This window comes from Rhizobium sp. BK098, from assembly GCF_014193155.1.
Taxonomy (GTDB): domain Bacteria; phylum Pseudomonadota; class Alphaproteobacteria; order Rhizobiales; family Rhizobiaceae; genus Rhizobium.
On record NZ_JACHYY010000007.1, the window covers coordinates 135680 to 154065 of the forward strand.

The 18386-nt window shown below is 60.5% G+C and carries 15 protein-coding genes; 5 read left to right on the top strand and 10 right to left on the bottom strand.

Annotated elements, in window-relative coordinates; all coding sequences use genetic code 11:
• Positions 1–79: 79 nt before the first annotated feature.
• From FHT73_RS19015 to FHT73_RS19025, 3 genes are read left to right on the top strand one after another with little or no spacing between them, the layout of a single operon-like run.
• Positions 80–1087: an ABC transporter permease gene (locus tag FHT73_RS19015; RefSeq protein ID WP_183713892.1), complete on the top strand. Its 1008-nt coding sequence runs from the start codon at positions 80–82 to the stop codon at positions 1085–1087.
• Positions 1084–1911 (top strand): ABC transporter permease, encoded by an 828-nt coding sequence (locus FHT73_RS19020; RefSeq protein WP_112337208.1) that lies wholly within the window; start codon positions 1084–1086, stop codon positions 1909–1911. The genes FHT73_RS19015 and FHT73_RS19020 overlap by 4 nt, the downstream gene beginning before the upstream one ends.
• Positions 1904–3535: an ABC transporter ATP-binding protein gene (locus FHT73_RS19025; RefSeq protein WP_112603722.1), complete on the top strand. Its 1632-nt coding sequence runs from the start codon at positions 1904–1906 to the stop codon at positions 3533–3535. Before FHT73_RS19020 ends, FHT73_RS19025 begins: the two co-directional genes overlap by 8 nt.
• A gap of 27 nt (positions 3536–3562) precedes the next feature.
• Here FHT73_RS19025 and FHT73_RS19030 read toward each other — a convergent pair whose 3' ends face one another.
• A complete protein-coding gene (locus FHT73_RS19030; RefSeq protein WP_246712165.1) occupies positions 3563–4588 on the bottom strand; it encodes a thioesterase domain-containing protein in 1026 nt (341 codons plus the stop codon).
• Positions 4589–4858: 270 nt separating this feature from the next.
• Positions 4859–5644, bottom strand: a complete 786-nt coding sequence (locus FHT73_RS19035) for a helix-turn-helix transcriptional regulator (protein WP_112603726.1) — start codon at positions 5642–5644, stop codon at positions 4859–4861.
• 123 nt (positions 5645–5767) lie between these two features.
• Between FHT73_RS19035 and FHT73_RS19040 the strand changes: the two genes are divergently transcribed.
• Together FHT73_RS19040 and FHT73_RS19045 are read left to right on the top strand one after the other, a co-directional pair.
• Positions 5768–7348, top strand: coding sequence for an ABC transporter substrate-binding protein (locus FHT73_RS19040; RefSeq protein ID WP_183713895.1), 1581 nt, complete (start codon positions 5768–5770; stop codon positions 7346–7348).
• Between the two features lie 21 nt (positions 7349–7369).
• On the top strand, positions 7370–9373 hold the full coding sequence (locus tag FHT73_RS19045) for a CocE/NonD family hydrolase (protein ID WP_183713898.1): 2004 nt from the start codon (positions 7370–7372) through the stop codon (positions 9371–9373).
• 1 nt (position 9374) lies between these two features.
• On the opposite strand, the gene FHT73_RS19050 is transcribed toward FHT73_RS19045, so the two are convergent.
• From FHT73_RS19050 to FHT73_RS19085, 8 genes are all read right to left on the bottom strand, one after another.
• Positions 9375–10295 carry an alpha/beta hydrolase gene (locus FHT73_RS19050; protein ID WP_112603730.1) on the bottom strand — a complete coding sequence of 307 codons (921 nt, stop codon included), beginning with the start codon at positions 10293–10295 and terminating at the stop codon, positions 9375–9377.
• Positions 10296–10728: 433 nt separating this feature from the next.
• Positions 10729–11127 (bottom strand): cupin domain-containing protein, encoded by a 399-nt coding sequence (locus FHT73_RS19055; protein WP_112415131.1) that lies wholly within the window; start codon positions 11125–11127, stop codon positions 10729–10731.
• A gap of 138 nt (positions 11128–11265) precedes the next feature.
• A complete protein-coding gene (locus tag FHT73_RS19060; protein ID WP_112603732.1) occupies positions 11266–12897 on the bottom strand; it encodes an FGGY-family carbohydrate kinase in 1632 nt (543 codons plus the stop codon).
• Positions 12897–13625: an SDR family oxidoreductase gene (locus tag FHT73_RS19065; RefSeq protein WP_112398570.1), complete on the bottom strand. Its 729-nt coding sequence runs from the start codon at positions 13623–13625 to the stop codon at positions 12897–12899. Before FHT73_RS19065 ends, FHT73_RS19060 begins: the two co-directional genes overlap by 1 nt.
• 25 nt (positions 13626–13650) lie before the next feature.
• Complete coding sequence (locus FHT73_RS19070) at positions 13651–14901, bottom strand: sugar ABC transporter permease (RefSeq protein WP_112603734.1); 1251 nt, start codon at positions 14899–14901, stop codon at positions 13651–13653.
• On the bottom strand, positions 14898–15719 hold the full coding sequence (locus FHT73_RS19075; RefSeq protein ID WP_112603736.1) for an ATP-binding cassette domain-containing protein: 822 nt from the start codon (positions 15717–15719) through the stop codon (positions 14898–14900). Before FHT73_RS19075 ends, FHT73_RS19070 begins: the two co-directional genes overlap by 4 nt.
• 85 nt (positions 15720–15804) lie before the next feature.
• Positions 15805–16890, bottom strand: coding sequence for a sugar ABC transporter substrate-binding protein (locus FHT73_RS19080; RefSeq protein ID WP_112603738.1), 1086 nt, complete (start codon positions 16888–16890; stop codon positions 15805–15807).
• 204 nt (positions 16891–17094) lie between these two features.
• On the bottom strand, positions 17095–17979 hold the full coding sequence (locus tag FHT73_RS19085; protein WP_015342945.1) for an AraC family transcriptional regulator: 885 nt from the start codon (positions 17977–17979) through the stop codon (positions 17095–17097).
• Positions 17980–18386 lie beyond the last annotated feature (407 nt).

Below are 18386 nucleotides of genomic sequence, written 5' to 3' on the forward strand. Positions count from 1 at the left end.
AATTGCGTAAAACAACAAGATTGAGCGGCTTAGCGATTTCCATGAAATATGGAGCCGCTCTCAGTGCGAGGCATCGGCCATGTCCAATTCACCTCCCGGAACCGTTCTGCCCGGGTTGAGGTTCAAGCAGCGCTTTCCGCTGCTATCCCTCATTATCGAGCGGTGCGTGCTCAGCATCATCCTGCTGTTTGCGGTCTCCGTCCTGATCTTCGGCGGGCTCGAAGCCCTGCCCGGCGACTTCGCCACGACCTATCTCGGCCAGTCGGCAACGCCGCAGGCCGTCGCCAATATCCGCGAGGAGCTCGGCCTCAACCGGCCTATCGTCACCCGCTATGTGGGATGGCTCGGCAATGCCGTCAGGGGCGATTTCGGCACCTCCTGGGCCAGCAAGAATTCCGTCGGCGAACAGATCGGCAAGCGGCTCGGAAATTCCCTGTTTCTCGCCGGCTTTGCCGCCGTGATCTCGGTGCCGCTGGCGGTCTGCCTGGGCATGTTGGCTGTCCATTTCCGCAACCGGATGCCCGATAAGATCATCAATGTCATTTCACTGGCGGCCATCTCGCTGCCGGAATTCTTCATCGGCTATCTCCTCATCATGTTCTTTTCCGTGAAATTCGGCGTCGCGACCTTTCCGGCGACGGTCTTCGACGGCATGGACTTCATCGAGCGGCTGAAGGCAATCGCCCTGCCGACGGCAACGCTGGTTCTCGTCGTGCTGGCGCATATGATGCGTATGACACGGGCGGCCATCCTTTCCGTCATGTCTTCGGCCTACATGGAAACGGCCGAACTGAAGGGGCTCTCCGCCTTCCGCGCCATCGTCAAGCACGCAGCCCCCAATGCCCTGGCGCCGATCATCAACGTCGTCGCGCTGAACCTTGCCTATCTCATCGTCGGCGTCGTCGTCGTCGAAGTCGTCTTCGTCTATCCCGGAATGGGCCAGTACATGGTCGATGCGGTGACGGTGCGCGACATGCCCGTGGTCCAGGCCTGCGGCCTGATCTTTGCCGCCGTCTACATCTTCCTCAACATGACGGCCGATATTCTCGCCATCGTCGCCAACCCCCGTCTGAGGCATCCGCGATGAGATTGAGAGATATCCCCATCACCGCCTGGATCGGCATCATCGGTATCCTGATTGCCTTCATCTGCGCGATCTTCGCGCCCTGGATCGCCCCTTTCGGCGAGACGGAAGTCGTGGGCAATGTCTGGCAGCCTGCCGATGCGCAATATTTCTTCGGACTGGACAATCTCGGCCGCGATATCCTGTCGCGTCTGATATACGGCACCCGCACGACGCTGTTCGTCGCGCTGGCGGCAACGATCATCTCCTTCTCGCTCGGCATTATCCTCAGCTTTACCGCCGCCGTCTCGCGCGGATGGATCGACACAGTCTTTTCGCGCTTCAACGACCTGATGATGTCGATCCCGACGCTGATCTTCGCGCTGGTCGTGCTCGCGGTTCTGCCGCAGAACCTGATCGTGCTGATCCTCGTCATGGCGATCCTCGATTCCACCCGCGTCTATCGTCTCGGCCGTGCCGTAGCACTCGATGTCGCGGTCATGGAATTCGTGGAAGCCGCCAAGCTTCGCGGCGAAGGCAGGATCTGGATCATCTTCCGCGAAATCTTGCCGAATACGCTGTCGCCGTTGCTGGCCGAGTTCGGGCTGCGCTTCGCCTTCTCGATCCTGTTCCTCTCCACCCTGTCCTTCCTCGGCCTAGGCATCCAGCCGCCGGCGGCCGACTGGGGCGGCATGGTCAAGGACAACAAGGATGGCATCATCTTCGGCATTTCCGCCGCCCTCGTGCCGGGTTCCGCCATCGCGGCACTCGCTATCTGTGTCAATCTGGTGGTCGACTGGCTCTTAAGGCGTACCTCCAGCCTCAAGGGAGGGCGTGGCGATGCCTGAGCTTCTTTCCGTTCGCGGTCTCAAGATCGAGGCGACCAGCTATCCGCCTGGCGAGCCGCCAAAACGCGTCACCATCGTCGACGGCGTCTCCTTTGATCTTCAGAAAGGCAAGGTGCTCGGGCTGATCGGCGAGTCCGGCGCCGGCAAATCCACCATCGGCCTCTCCGCCCTCGCCTATGGCCGCGGCGGTGCGGAAATTACCGGCGGCCAGGTATTGCTTGATGGCACCGACATCCTGCCGCTTGGCAAATCCGGCATCCGCAGAATTCGTGGCGCCCGGGTCTGCTATGTCGCGCAATCGGCGGCGGCGGCCTTCAATCCGGCGCATCGCTTGGGTGATCAGGTCATTGAAGCGACTGTGAAACACGGCCTGATGACGAAGGAGGAGGCAAGAAAACGGGCGCTCTATCTCTTCCGCGTGCTTGGTCTGCCCAATCCCGAAACCTTCGGGGACCGCTATCCGCATCAGGTCTCCGGCGGCCAGCTGCAACGCGCCATGACCGCCATGGCGCTCTGCTCCAATCCGGAACTGATCGTCTTCGATGAGCCGACGACAGCGCTCGACGTCACCACGCAGATCGACGTGCTGGCGGCGATAAAGCACGCCATCGAAGAGACGCACACGGCCGCGCTTTATATCACCCACGATCTTGCCGTCGTCGCCCAGATTTCCGACGACATCATGGTGTTGAGACACGGCAAGACGGTGGAATATGGCAGCGTCCAGCAGATTATCGAAGAACCGCGGCAGGATTATACACGCGCTCTTGTCAACGTCCGCCAGGAGGCACGAGCCGAAGCCGCCGATCAGTCGAGCGCGCTTTTGAAAGTCGAGAATATCAGCGCGCAATACTCCAATGGTTTCAAAGTATTGCACGATGTTTCTCTGCATGTTCCTAAAGGCCAGACATTGGCGGTGGTCGGCGAGTCAGGCTCCGGAAAATCGACGCTTGCTCGCGTGATTACCGGCCTGCTGCCGCCGAGCGATGGACGGATTATCTTTGACGGCAAGCCGTTGACGTCTGCTCTGAAAGACCGCTCGCGGCAGGAGTTGCGGCGGATCCAGCTCATCTATCAGATGGCCGATACCGCCATGAACCCGCGCCAGACCGTACGCGATATCATCGGCCGGCCGCTGACCTTCTATGACGGCCTGCGTGGCTCGGCAAAGACGGCGCGCGTGAAAGAGCTGCTGGATCAGATCGAGATGGGCAACGGCTTCATCGACCGTTACCCGGCCGAGCTTTCCGGCGGCCAGAAACAGCGCGTCGCCATCGCCAGAGCGCTTGCGGCCAAGCCCGAACTCATCCTTTGCGACGAGCCGACCTCGGCGCTCGATCCGCTGGTTGCCGAAGGCATTCTGAAACTGCTCTTGAAGCTGCAGGAGGAGGCACACCTTTCCTACGTCTTCATCACCCACGATATTGCCATCGTGCGCGCTATCGCCGACAGCGTCGCAGTGATGCATCGCGGCAAGCTCGTTCGCTTCGGTCCGAAATCGCAAGCGCTCTCGCCGCCCTTCGACGATTACACCGACTTGCTGCTGAAATCCGTGCCGGAAATGGAGATCGGGTGGCTGGAGCGCGTGCTGACGACACGGAAGATGGAGAGCGCCGGCAATTGAGCGCTGGACTATTTCGATCCCGTGGGCTCAGCGCGTAAGGCGCGCGCTGAGTTCGCGCGCGAGCGTACCGGCGTTGCGGCCGACGATCATGCTCTGGTGGTTGCCGGCAACATCGACCCAATCCGCGTGCGCAAGAAAGCGCCCCCATATGGTCTTGGGATCGCAGTCGACGGGTGAGCCCTGCATGCTGCGGTAGAAGGTCAGTTCGCCGTCGTAGCGGCTTGGCCTGTAAACGCCCTTCATGCGCAGAAGTTGTCTGGCGGCCGCATCATAAAGTGGCGGATAATCCCCCATCCATTGCGGCGCCAGTTCCGGATAATAGGCCGTGTGGGGGTCGGCGTAGCGGAAGGAAAGTGGCTTCAGTTTCTTCGCGAGGAATTCCCGTCGCTCGATCATCGGCCTACTGCCCTGAGCCGATGTTTGACGACGTGGTTGAGGATCGGTCTTCCTCAGATTCTTCTTTCGGTTATAAGCTCGCCTCCAGCGTTGCCACATGAAGCTGCCCCAGGTCATCAGCGGCCATTCTTGCTCACCCAAGGGGGTATCGAGCATGCCGAGGAACGCGATCTTTTGCCCTTGTGCCCTCAACGCACGCGCAAGCTCCAATGCAAAAACACCGCCGAAAGAATAGCCGAGCAATCGATAGGGCCCTTCAATCCCGGCTGCCTGCAACGCTTTCAGCGTGCTTTGAACCTCGTCTTCCACCCTTGCCGGTTGGTGACGATCTCGGTTGAAGGCCGTCAATGCTACGCCGAGAATTGGCCCGGGAAAGCGGATTTCCTTGATGAGCGGCTGCATTTCCAGGAAACAGCTTGCTCCGCCGGCAAATAGCAGCAAGGGTGCACTACCTTCGCCGCCTCGGAGCTCTATGATTTTCGGCGAGACTGAGAGATCTTCGTGATTGGAAATTGCAAGGCCGAGGGCATCAAGAGTGCGATGACGATAGAAGACATTGACATCCAACTCCTCTCCGGTTTCGCTCCACAAATGCTTGATGAAATTCAAGACCCGGTTGACTGAAACGGCATCGGGAATGTCGGCATCGCGGTCCAAATTAATCTTTGCTTCCCGGCGAAGCAGATCGCTGACATAGGTACACGCACTGGGATCTGCATCCGTCCTCGCAGAGAAAAGCATCTAACCGCCCCCGAATGTCAAAGCATGCGTCACCAACGTTGAGATAGACTGCAATCTTATAAAGGGACCCTTAATATATTCTGTAAAGACACAACTTTTTCTTGCATTTGAGAGCTTTCTCCATTGGCCAGCCGCATCGTCCCCGACCTAACGGCCATGAGCAGGCGAAGCGGACAATCGAGGTTTTCAATACTCTGCCGGTATCGCATAGACTTCTGCGGATGGATCGGCGAGGAACGAGCGCACCGTTGGCGGCAATCTGCGCGAGGATAGCGGCACAGGTCCGCAACGCGAGAGAAGTTCACGAAGATCCGGCTCAGTGCCGACGTGACGCCAGATCATCCGCGAGGCATAGGGAAGGTTTTCCTTTCGCCAGGAAACGCCCATTGTCGTTCCGCGCAAGTAGACGCGCTGATACTCGTCGAATGGCAGGAGGATCGTCTGTGACAGTATGGGATTCGGGCCGACCACACGCTCGGTAATGAAGATCCGGTTTCGATAGAAGGCTGCCAAACCCACATATTTGGAAAACTGCTGGATGCCGTTTCCGGGGTCACGCAGGCGCTCCATCGATTTGACATGCACCAGCCCGCCCTGCTCGATAATGCGGCTGCAGGAACAGACGACCATTCCAGGCCAGGACGGTGAGCGATGGTAGGTCTGGAAATAGCCGATATGGCGTCGGAGCGCGATCAGATCTCCGGGGAACGCCTTTAACAATTCGGAACTTTGATTGAGGTCCAGGGCCGGTTTGCGAAGCCGCTCGCGAAAGAGCCTCGGAGCGAGACCAAAGTCGGCTGCGTCGAGATCGAAATACTTGGCTATACGCGCGAGATTATGGGCAGACGGCCGCGTCTGACCATTGATATATCGGTTGAATTGTTGCCGGTTGATATCGATTGCACGGCACAGATGCGAAATGGAACGTTGCGTTGCGCAGGCAATTTTGAGGTTCTCGACCAGGTGAGGCATCTGTAACTCCGTCTTGGAATGAACTAGCGTAAACTCGCTTAAAGATGCGTCAAGTCGCGAAATTGCGTGGCCCAGCCCGGCCTCTACGTTCCCACCTACAAAATGCAAAACGAGGGAACTGTCATGACGCATGAAAAGGATCAATCTTCGCCGCTGAAAATCGGCCGCCGCCATTTCCTTGGGGGTGCCGCAGCGTTAGGCGTTTTGCCTGCCCTTGCCTCCGGCCTCCTGATGCCGCGCGATGCCCGCGCGCAGGAAGCAAAGCGTGGTGGCCATCTGAAGCTCGGCCTCAAGGGCGGCGCCACCAGCGATGCGCTCGATCCGGCGACCTATAGCGCCTCCGTCTTGTTCGTCATTGGCCGCCTCTGGGGCGATACGCTCGTGGAATCCGATCCCAAGACCGGCGCACCCCTGCCGTCGCTGGCAACGTCCTGGACACCATCGGCTGATGCGTCCGTCTGGACCTTCAAGATCAGGAACGATGCGCAATTTCACGACGGCACCAGGATGTCCGTTGCTGATATCGTCGCGACCCTGAAGCGACACGCGGACAAGAATTCGCAGTCGGGCGCTCTCGGGCTCATGGCCTCCATCACCGGCATCGAAGAAAAAGCGGGCGACCTTGTCCTGACGCTAAGTGAAGGCAATGCGGACTTACCTCTCCTTCTCACCGACTATCACCTGATTATCCAGCCGAAGGGTGGCGTCGACAAGCCGGCGGCGGCCATCGGCACCGGCCCTTATATTCTGAAAAGCTTTGAGCCGGGCGTTCGCGCCACCTTCGAGAAGAACCCGAAAGATTGGCGCTCCGACCGAGGCTTTGTCGACAGCGTTGAAATCCTCGTCATCAACGACAACACCGCCCGCATTGCAGCACTTGCCTCCAGCCAGGTTCATTTCGTCAACAATGTCGACCCGAAGACCGTCCCGATGCTGCAGCGGGCACCGACCGTCGACATTCTCCGCAACGCCGGCAAGGGCTTCTACTGCTTCCTGATGCATTGCGACACGGCGCCCTTCGACAACGCCGATCTTCGTCTCGCGCTGAAATATGCCATCGACCGCCAGTCGATCCTCGACAAGGTTCTGGGCGGCTACGGTACGATCGGCAACGACTATCCGGTCAATTCCAACTACGCGCTTGCGCCGACCGATATCGAGCAGCGGCCATATGATCCAGACAAGGCCGCCTTCCACTTCAAGAAATCGGGTCTTGATCGCCCCATTCAGCTGCTAACCTCCGATGCAGCCTTTCTGGGCGCTGTCGATGCGGCGATCCTGTTCCAGCAAAGTGCGCGCAAGGCCGGGATCACGATCGACGTCAAGCGCGAACCGGAAGACGGATACTGGACCAACGTCTGGAACAACAAGCCTTTCTGCGCCTCCTTCTGGGGTGGCCGCCCGACTCAGGATTCGCGCTACTCGACCTCCTATCTCTCGACCGCGGAATGGAACGACACGCGTTTCAAGCGTCCGGACTTCGACAAGCTGGTGTTGGAGGCCAGGGCCGAACTCGATGAAGCCAAACGCAAGGTGCTTTATCGACAGTTGGCGCTGATGGTACGAGACGATGGCGGTCTGATCCTGCCCGTCTTCAACGACTACATCATGGCCTCTTCGAAAACGCTGAAGGGATATGTCGACGACATCGGCAATGATATGTCCAACGGCTACATCGGCAGCCGTGTATGGTTTAATGCCTAAAACTCCTCGGGATATATGATCATGGCTGAGCGCAGCTTCACCACCATCGAGAATCAGTGGATCACCTTGAAGGACGGCACGCGGCTCGCCGCGCGTATCTGGATGCCTGACGGAGCGGAGAGCGATCCCGTGCCGGCGGTCTTCGAATTCCTGCCCTACCGCAAGCGCGATGGAACGAGCCCGCGTGATGAATCCACCTACCCTGTCTTCGCCGCAGCCGGCATTGCCGGCGTGCGTGTCGACATCAGAGGCTCCGGAGAGTCCAGCGGCGTCATCGATGGCGAATATACCGAGCTGGAGCTCGCCAATGCCTGCGAGTTGATCGCGTGGATCGCAGCACAACCCTGGTCGAATGGCTCGGTCGGCATGATGGGCATTTCGTGGGGCGGCTTCAACTGCCTGCAGGTGGCGGCCTTGAAGCCCCCGGCGCTGAAGGCGGTGATTTCGATCGCCTCCACGGTCGACCGCTATAATGACGACATCCACTACAAGAACGGCTGCCACCTCTCCGCCCAGCTTTCCTGGGCGGCGACAATGCTCGGCTATCAATCGCGCTCGCCAGATCCGGCTATCGTCGGTGACGACTGGCGCGATATGTGGCTGCAGCGCCTCGAGCAGGAACCCTTCTTCATGGAGGAATGGCTCCAGCATCAGCGTCGTGACGATTTCTGGCGGCATGGGTCCATCTGCGAAGACTTCGCCGGCTTCGATATTCCCGCCATCGTCATCGCCGGCTGGGCTGACGGCTATCGCAATACGCCGCTGCTGGCCGTCGAAGGGCTGGGCGATAAGGCGAAGGCGCTGATCGGCCCGTGGGTTCACAAGTATCCGCATTTCGCCTGGCCAAAGCCGCGGGTCGATTTCCACGGAGAGGCTATCGCCTGGTGGAACCACTGGCTGCGCGGCGAACCCGACGGCGTCGAGGCCGTGCCATCGGTGCGCGCCTATATTCTTGACGCCATAAAGCCCGCCAAACGCCGCGACTTCGACCCGGGTTTCTGGATCGCGAAGCAAGAATGGCAGCAGCCGGAGATGCAGTGTTTCTATGTCGAGCAGTTCGGTACGCTGATGGAAGGCATGCCGATCCCGCATGCGCCGGAACATCCCGTCTATCTGCGTTCGCCGCTCGATACTGGCACGGCTTCGGGCGAATGGTTCACCCTGAAGCCGGACGCGGAACTGGCAATCGATCAACGCGCCGACGATGCCGGGTCGCTGACCTTACAGACAGCGCCACTGATCGAGGACCACGATTATCTTGGCCGCCCGGTCGTCACCCTGACGCTGCGGTGCGACGCCGAAACCGCCAACCTCTGCGCGAGGCTCGTCGACATCCATCCGGACGGCACGGCAACGCGCGTTTCCTTTGGCGTGCTCAACCTCGCTCATCGCGATGGCAATGCCGCGCCGGAGCCTCTGAACAAGGGGCAGCAGGTCAGGGTGACCGTAACGCTCGATGCCTGCGGCTATCGTTTCCGCAAGGGCCACCGTATCCGCCTGTCGCTGTCGACAGCCTATTGGCCGATGGTGCTGCCGCCACCGGAAGATCCGGGGTTGACGATCGACATCGCCTCCATCGGCCTTGCTTTGCCCAAGCTCGGTGCGCATGAGATCATCGACATCAAGCAGCCCGACAATCCCGATCCGCTGCCGAAGTATATCGAACATGTGCCTGGTTCGACGAAGCGGCAGGTGGTGCGCGATCTCTCAGCCGGCGTCACCCGCTATGAAATCCATGAGGATACCGGCCTTTCCGAACATCCCGGCACCGGCCTTTCGACGCGGCAATTGCGCGAGGAGACCTGGTCGATCGCACCGGATGACCCGCTGTCGATGACGGGTATCTCGACATGGACGTGCGACATGAGCCGCCCCGGTTGGTTCGTCCGCACGGTCGCGACATCGTCCATTTCCTGTACGGCAAAGGACTGGGTGATCAGCGCCTCGGTCGTCGCCTATGAGGGTGAAACCGAAATCTTCAGGAAGATCTTCGAAGAGAAGCGCGTCGCCCGCGACCTGATGTAGGTCAGCGGGAGCCCGCAAACCGGCTTGCCGCCGCGCATATAGCGGCAAAGCCGGCCTGCGCGCCTTCGCTCATATGCCGTGCCCGCAGCCAGGCATGCACCATCTGCGGCTCCTCGCGGAACCACACCTCGACGCCCGCCTGCGCCAGACGCGCCGCATAATTGCGGCCGTCGTCGCGCAACGGATCATAATGAGCCACGGTAATGAAAGCGGGAGGAAGGCCAGCCATTGACGATAGGGCGAGCGGCCCTGCGACCGGATCGCCTTCCGGCGCCTGCAGAACAGTGCGGTAATAGGCGACATCGGCCGTTGTCAGGCCCGGTGCCTCCGCCATTTCTTCATAGGAGCCGGAGACGAGATCGCCGCCGAGTGCGGGATAGATCAAGATCTGGCCGACAATGCCCGAAAGCCCCTCGGCTTGCGCCCGCACCGCCAGCCCTGCCGCGAGATTGCCGCCGGCACTGTCGCCGATCAGCACGACCGACTTCTTCTCGGCCAACATTTGCTTGAGAACACTGAAGCAATCATCCGTTTGGGCCGGCCAGCGATATTCCGGCGCCAACCGATAATCGACGGAGATCAGTTCAGCGCCGGCATGATCGGCAATCTCGGCGCAGATGGCATGATGGCTTTCAAGCGAGCCAACGACGAAACCGCCGCCATGGAGATAGAGGAGCTTCGTTGCCGTGCGGATATTGGCAGGCTTGTAACGCCTGACGGGTATCGTTCCGGATACGAAGCCATCCGTCGTCTGCATGCCCTCCGGTAAAGGGCGATCGAAACGAGCGCAGAGTGCGTCATACCATTGACGCTGCTGTGCGATGGAGGCCGTTACCGCATCCGGCGGATAGAAGGAATCGCAGATTTCCATGAACTGCAAGATGCCGGCTTCGCTCGGCATAGGACGTTCAGCAGAGGTCATTGGATATCCTCGATTCGTGCCTGTACATCGACACTACGCGGCGATGCAACCGAACGCTTATCTGCCTACGGCCAGCACCGCCGCGATGGCGACATCGAAGGATGGTGATAAGTTCAATCGGCCGCAAATACGCTGCTCGACAACAGGGAAAAACCTTTTGGCATCTGCATGCATTGCGCATTGGACCATGTGAGCATTGCCAGCGCGAGAGCCGCGCCAATCACAAGCCGAAGCATGATATTTCCCCATCCATGTTGCTGCCATCGCGAGGTCAGTTGCGTCGCGGGGCATTCGATCGTTAGGCCGACGCCGTGGAAGCGGCGGGGTTCCGTCTATACTGACCTCGTGCGGCTGACTTATGGCCAAGCCATGGCAAGCGTTAGGTGCTCGCGAGCGATCCGCTCGGTGTTGCTCCGACTGCGGGGTTGGACCTTTACCTTGCGTGATATTGCTCGTCCGTCACATGCTCCAGCCAATCCACCACCTTACCGTCGAGGTGTTCGTGGATGGCGATATGGGTCATGGCTGTCGTCGGCGAAGCGCCGTGCCAGTGCTTCTCGCCCGGCTCGAACCAGACGATATCCCCGGGGCGGATCTCCTCGACCGAGCCGCCTTCGCGCTGAGCGAGACCCAGGCCCGCGGTGACAATCAAGGTCTGGCCGCGCGGGTGGGTATGCCACGCAGTTCTTGCGCCGGGTTCAAACGTGACGCTGCTGGCTGCGGCTCGCCGCGCATCATTAGCCGCAAAGACCGGGTCGATGCGGACTGTACCGGTGAACCAGTCCGAAGGGCCTTTGCCGGAGGGCTGCGCACCGTTCCTCGTGATATCCATGATGACCATCCTTTCCTGCGATGAGCCGTGACGGCTCGGCTGCATGAGGGCAATTTAGCCCGCAATTGACAAAGCGGTAGGGGGCCATCCGCGTATAGACTTATGAATTGGAGCAATAAATGTCGTTTCTCGCCGGACTTACGACGCCATCAAGGCCCGGATGCTCCGATCTGCCGATTGCAGCAGTTCGAAAGCTTCGTAACGCCGTGCATGCAACGCCTTGACGGCACCGCCCGCCGGCTCGAACTTCTTCGCCAGTCGCGACATGGTTGTCATGGCTTCCAAGAGCGAGCCGCAATGCCCGTCAGCCGTAGCGCCGAGCATGGCCGCACCGAGAAGCACCGGCTCCTCCGTATCGGCGACGGCGACAGGTCTGCCGGTCGTATCCGCGAGAAGCTGACGCACCAATCCGCTCTGGGCAGCACCACCGCTGGCGATGATCAGATCGCAGGCGATGCCGTCCTTCGCCAGCTTTTCGAGCAATTGCTTGAGGCCATAGCCGATACCGCAGAGGCCGGCGATGTACAGAGCGATGAGATCGTCGATGCCGGTTTCCAGCCCGAGGCCGGAGATGATGGCGCGCGCATCGGGATCGGCATAGGGTGAGCGGTTGCCGAGAAATTCGGGGACGACCTGAATGGATTGCGCGAGCTTCACGGCGTCGGACGCGTTGCCGCTCGTCTGCATAGCCTGTCGATCAAGCCAGGCGACCAGCGACAAGCCCTCCGCCTCGGCCTTCTGACGCGCCTCGCCGAATGCCGGATGCATGGTAACGAGATGATCGATCGCGGCACCGGCAGCGGATTGACCGCCTTCGGTCAGCCAGAGGCCGGGCACCATGGCCGAATAATAGGGTCCCCAAACGCCATCGACGAAGATGGCCGCTTCGCTCGATGCCATCGAGCAGGCGGATGTGCCGAAGATATAGGCGAGCCTGTTCCTGACATCGGCTCTACCATCCGGTCCCTGCCCGCCAAGCGTGCCGACACCGCCGGCATGGGCATCGATGAGCGATGCGCCGACCGGCGTACCAACGACAAGGCCAAGATCGCGGGCGGCGCTTTCGTTCAAGCCCTCGCCAAGCGCCGTACCCGGCTCGACGATCTCGGTGCCGATCCGCACAAAGCCTTCATCGGCCAGCTCACCAAGGCCGATATCCTTGAAATATTGCGCGTCCCAGCGCTTTTCGTGGGCCAGATAGGTCCACTTGCACGTCACCGTGCAGACCGATCTCTGCAGCGAACCCGTCGCGCGCCAGGTCAGATAATCGGCGAGATCGAAGAAATGATTCGCTGCGGCGAAGGATTGCGGCAGATTGCGCTTCAACCAAAGCAGCTTCGGCGTCTCCATCTCCGGCGAGATGCGGCCGCCGACGTAGCGCAGCACGGCATGTTTTCCGGCATTGATCTCCGCCGCCTCGCCGGCCGCGCGATGATCCATCCAGACGATGATGTTGCGATTGGCGTCGCCCGATGGACCCATAGCCACGGGTCGACCATCTGCCCTGACCGCGACCAGCGAGCAGGTTGCATCGAAGCCGATGCCTGAGACATCACCGGCCGCTATCTTTGCCATGGCGACAGCCTCTTTGACGCTGTCGCAAACAGCCTTCCATATCTGCTCGCTTGACTGCTCAACAATGCTGCCGGCCCCGTGCCAGATGGTGATCGGCCGCTTGGCCGCAGCCAGCAGATGACCATGTGCATTGAAAACGCCGGCCCGGGCACTGCCCGTGCCCACATCGATGCCGATGAAATAAGGTGCCGTCATCAGAGATCCGTACTCAAGGGCAGGATCACCAGATCCCGGATTACGATGTTACGCGGTCTCGATAGCATGAAGACCACCGCCTCCGCCACTTCGGTCGCCTCCATCAGGCCGCCTGCGGCAATCGCTTCGTCCAGTTTAGCCTGTGGCCAGTCGCTGATCAGCGCCGTCACCACCGGTCCCGGCGCCACGGCGCCGACGCGGATGCCGTGCTTGGCGACCTGACGCCGTACCGTATGCGTGAAGGCCTGAACGGCATGCTTGGATGCCGTATAGATCGGCTCCCATACCACCGGCACCAAGCCGGCGATCGAACTGGTCATGATAATATCGCCCGTCTTGCGCTCGATCATGTGCGGCAGCACCATGCGGACCGAACGGAAGGCCGCGTTGATATTCAGATCCAGCATCCGGTCCCAGGCATCGGGATCGCCTTCCGCGACCTCGCCGCCGATATAGGCGCCGGCATTGGCATGGAAGATATCGAGCTTGCCGAACTTGCCGAGAATCTGCGGCATCATCGTCGCCACGCTCTCGGGGTTTAAGAGATCGACGACGACGGGAAAGGCGTTCGGCCCCAGTTCGGCGCAAAGGCTTTTCAGGCTATCTTCGGCCCGGTCGACGAGGGCGACGCTGGCGCCCTCGTTCAATAGCGATCTGGCGCATTCCAGGCCAATTCCGGACGCAGCCCCGGTGATGGCGGCAACCTTGCCGGCAAAATCCTGTCTCATAACAATCCTTACCTTCTTGAAGAAATCAGCCGCGCCCATGCGAGGCGCGGGAACGACGGGCGAGCGAGTCGACGATGACGGCAATGGCAAGAACTGCGCCTGTAATCATGTAGCGAAGCGCCGACGACAGATCGAGCATGGTGAGGCCGCTGGCGATCGACTGGATGACGACGATGCCGAGCAGTGCCGAATAGGCGCTGCCGCGGCCGCCGAAGAGGCTGGTGCCGCCGATGACAGCCGCCGCGATCGCATTCAGATTGACGTCGCCGGTGCCCGCCTGCTGGCTGGCTGAGGCCAGGCGCGCTGCCGCGAGCACACCGCCAAGGGCTGCGAACATGGCACAAAGCACGAAGGCGCTGGTATAGATCCTGCGTACATTGATGCCGGCGCGCCGCGCCGCTTCGCGATTGCCGCCGACGGCGGACATCGACCGGCCCCATTGCGTGCGTGTCAGCGCATAATTCATGACGATGGCGAGCACCACGAACAGGGCAAACATCCAGGGAATGCCACGATCCTGATTGAGATAGAAGGCGACGAATTCCAAGGCCACGGTAATGACGGCCGCCTTCGCCAACAGGCCGCCGACGGAGGGCGCGGAGAGGTTCGCCTGCTTGCGCCGCCGCACAGTGCCCAAGCCGGTCAACAGCAGGACCGCACCCGGAATGAGCGCGAAGACATAGGCAAGCGGACGGGGGATCACCAGAAGCTGGCCGAAATTCACGATCGCCGAGCCATAGGGCAGATTGATCGAGCCGGTGGCGCCGAGCAGATAGAGTTGCATGCCGAGTACAGCGAGAAGGCCTGCCAATGTGGCAACGAAACTCGGCATGCCCAGCCGGTTGAACAGCACGGCATAGATGGCGCCGATCACGCCGCCGACGACGAGCGCGGCCGCGATCGCCAAGGCCACCGGCCAGCCCTCATTCACCCAGAGCATGCCGACCATGGCCGAGGCGAAGCCGCTGATCGACCCCACCGAAAGATCGATCTCGCCGACCATCAGCACGCAGACGATGCCGAGCGAGATGATGCCGACCGTCGAGGCGTCGAACAGCAGGTTGGCAAGGTTGTTGCTCGAAAGGAAAGTCGGGTTGAGCGTGCCGAACACCGTCCAGATGATGACGAGGCCCACGACAACGGGCAACGATCCGAGATCGCCGGAGCGCACCTTGTCGATGGAGGAGCGGATCGTGGCCGCAAGCCCGGTATCATGGTTGACGCGGACGTCGCTGCGGTCGAGCAGCAGGGTGGATTGCTTGCCATTCTCGCTCATGGCTGGCCCCCTTCTCTGAGTTCCTGTTGGGCCTGACGTCGCCCTGCCCGTCGCGACACGGCGTTTTCCGTGGCTCCGGTAATGGCGCTGACGAGTTCATGGTTTGACGTATCGGGATAGAAAATCCCGTTGTTGCGGCCGAGGCGCAGCACGACGATACGGTCGGCAACGGCGCGCACATCCTCCATATTGTGGCTGATCATGATGACGCCGAGGCCCTTGTCGCGGACGCGCTCGATGAGGTTCAGCACTTCGGCGGTTTGTGCGACGCCCAGCGCTGCGGTCGGCTCGTCGAGCATGATGAGTTTCGGCTCGAGCAGCAGCGAACGCGCGATCGCCACCGTTTGCCGCTGGCCGCCGGAAAGCGATGCGATCGGGATGCGCACGCTCGGAATGCGCGCTGCGAGCTCATTGAGCAGTGTCCAGGCGCGAACCTCCATGGCGGTTTCATCGAGCTTCAGCGGGCTCAGTTCCCGACCGAGGAAAATGTTGGCGACGACATCGAGGTTCTCGCAAAGCGCCAGGTCCTGAAAGACCGTGGCGATACCGAGATCGAGCGCCGTTGCGGGATCGCTGAGGGTCACCTGCTTGCCACGGAATGTGATCGTGCCTGCACTCGGTTGATGCACGCCGGCAAGAACCTTGACGAGCGTCGATTTGCCCGCGCCATTGTCGCCGACAAGCGCCACGACTTCGCCGGCGTGCACATCGAGGTTGATATCCGTCAGTGCCGAGACGGCGCCGAAATGTTTGGAGACCCCCTTGAGGCTGAGCACAAGCTCGCCGGACGGGGCTCTATGATCGGAAGCGTCACTCATGACCAGCCACCTTCTCGGGTTGAAATGCAATCGGATGCGTTTTGCCTCCGGCCGTCGAAGCGGCCGGAGACTGGGAGGAGCAGCCTTAGCTGCCGATACCGAGCTTCTTGCAGCCATCGGCATAACGGTCGTTGCAGAGCTGGTCCGGTGTCTGGATCGGTTTGCCGTTGACGGTTTTGTCGATGATCTCAGCCTTCAGGTTTTCTTGCGTGACCAGGGCCGGCGTGAAGAGCTTGGTCGGCGTGTCGAAGAGCTTCGTGTCGGCCTTCGGCGTCCCGCCCGAGAGCAGTTCGATCGCGACATTGGCGGCGGCGGCAGCTACGATCTCGCTCGGCTTGGAGATCGTATTATACTGATCGCCGGAAATGATGAGCTGCAGGCCGGCGATGGTCGCGTCGTTGCCGGTGACCGGCGGAACAGGATCGAAGCCGGCGGCCTTGAAGGCGGCGACAGCGGCACCACCTGTGCCGTCATTGGCGGCGACGACACCGAGGATCTTCTTACCGAAGCGAGTGATCTGGCCGCTTGCCCATTGCTGTGCTTTCGGCGGCGCCCATTCCGGCGTGTCGAACTCCGCAAGCACCGGATAGCCGCCGTCGGCCAGACCGGCATGGATGCCCTTCTTGATCAGGCCCGCGGCAGCATCGGTGGGCGAGCCGTTGATCTCGAGAAGGCCGCCATCGCCAGCCTTCACGCCCTTCGCCTTCAGATGATCGACCAGCGATTTGGCAATCATCTTGCCGATCTCTTCATTGTTGAAGGAGACATAATAGTCGGCAGCGGCCGACGGGATCGGGCGGTCGTAGGCGATGACCTTCACACCCTGGCTTTGCGCGAGCTTCACCAAGGAAGCCGCGGCAGTGGAATCGACCGGATCGAGCACGATGGCCTTCGCACCTTGCGAAATTGCCGAATTGAACTGCTGCTGCTGACGCGAAGCATCGCCATTGGCATTCTGGTAGATGACCTTGCAGCCGGCGCAGAGCTTCTTCATCTCAGCCTGGAAGCCGGGGAAATCGTGCTCTTCATAGCGCGTGGAGCTCTGGTCGGGCATCAGGAAGGCGACGGTCGCGTCCGTGACCTTGGCGGATTGCGCAAAGACGGCGGTGCCGGCCAGAAGACCGGCGGCAAGCACGGCTGCGCCGGCGATTTTCAGTGCGAAATGGTTCATTGGAATTTCTCCGTTCCATATGGTAATGGTTTCCCTCGATCATCGCGGCTGTCCGCACGCGATGCTCTTGTTTGGTTGTCCGCAAACAACGGCCATCGGGCCGACGCAGCGGTAATTTCGGACAAGCCTTCTCCTTCGGACGGCAAAGGTGCCTGCCCGTTCGCTTGCCCTGAATTTTGTCTCTCCTCCCTGTCCTCCCTTTTGTTAGGCGGCCTCCACCGCGCGTGCGTGCTGTGCCAAGAGCGATCTGAACCGGGAGGGCGCCATGCCCTTCTGATCCAGAAAACGCCGATTGAAATTCGAAATATTATTGAAGCCAGCCGCAAAGCAGATGTCGGTGATCGTCATGTCAGCTTTGCTCATCAAGAGATGGCAGGCGAAGTTGATGCGTAGCCGATTGACATATTGCACGAGCGCCATGCCGGTATGGCGACGAAAGCTGCGCGAAAAGGCGCTCGGGCTCTGGCCGGTCAATTCGGCCAGATCGCACTCGCTGAACGGCTCGGTCAGATGCGCATTGATGTAAGCCAGCGCCTGGTTGACACCCGCCGACATGAAGCCGGATGGGTCCGGCTGATAGCCGGCGCTGGCAAGCGTGCGCGTGCCTTCAGCGCGGCTCATGGCGTCGAGAATATTCATAAAGAGTTCGATGCGGCGGATGCCTGATGCCTCGACCAGTTCGCCAAGGATCGGGCCTACGATGACAGCCGTCTCAGGCGTGAAGAGCGCACCGCGGCGGCTCGTTTCAAGAATACCTGCGCAGGCCGACAGCTCCGGAAAGACTTTACTGGCATCGGCAAAGAAGGATTCGGAAAATTGCAGCACGCGGCAGCGCAGCGGTAATGTGACGCCAACTGGAACGTCGCTCACCCAGTTATGCGGCAGGTTCGGTCCCGTCAGCACCAGGTTACCCGGCTCGAACTCACCGATGAAGTCGCCGATGAAATATTGGCCCGTCGTCGCGACGACGTGATGGATTTCATATTCGGGATGGAAATGCCAGCGAACCGTGCGGTAGGGATAACCGTGTTCCCACGCCTTGAAGGATTCTCCGCTCCCGATCGCGACCACTTCCAAATCGGGGTTCATCGGCAAGCCTCCTTTCCATCCGTCCGTATTGCAACGGTTGCGGCGCCTCCTCCCAGAGGCCAGCACGTCTTCTATGTGGTAAACCTACCTCTCATAAGCGCCTGCCGCTACTACGCCTTGTACGCTCGACTGATACTTTTTTGACTTGAAGAGTGACTTATTTGGCGAAATGTGCAGTGCGGCATAGGCACTGCGATGCCGAGGGGTCGATATCCGGCATCGAGAGCCGAGAATTTCGCTTTGATCCGAGGCGTCAAGGGTGCGTTCGGCGGGCGCTTGCGGTCCGCTCGTTATTTCTGCTTCCCTTGATCGTGATGCCACTTGATGGCGAAGAACATGCCCGTGCCTAGGACGAGAACCTTAAACAGGATGAAGACTATAGGGAACCAATCCCACATTTCGGATAT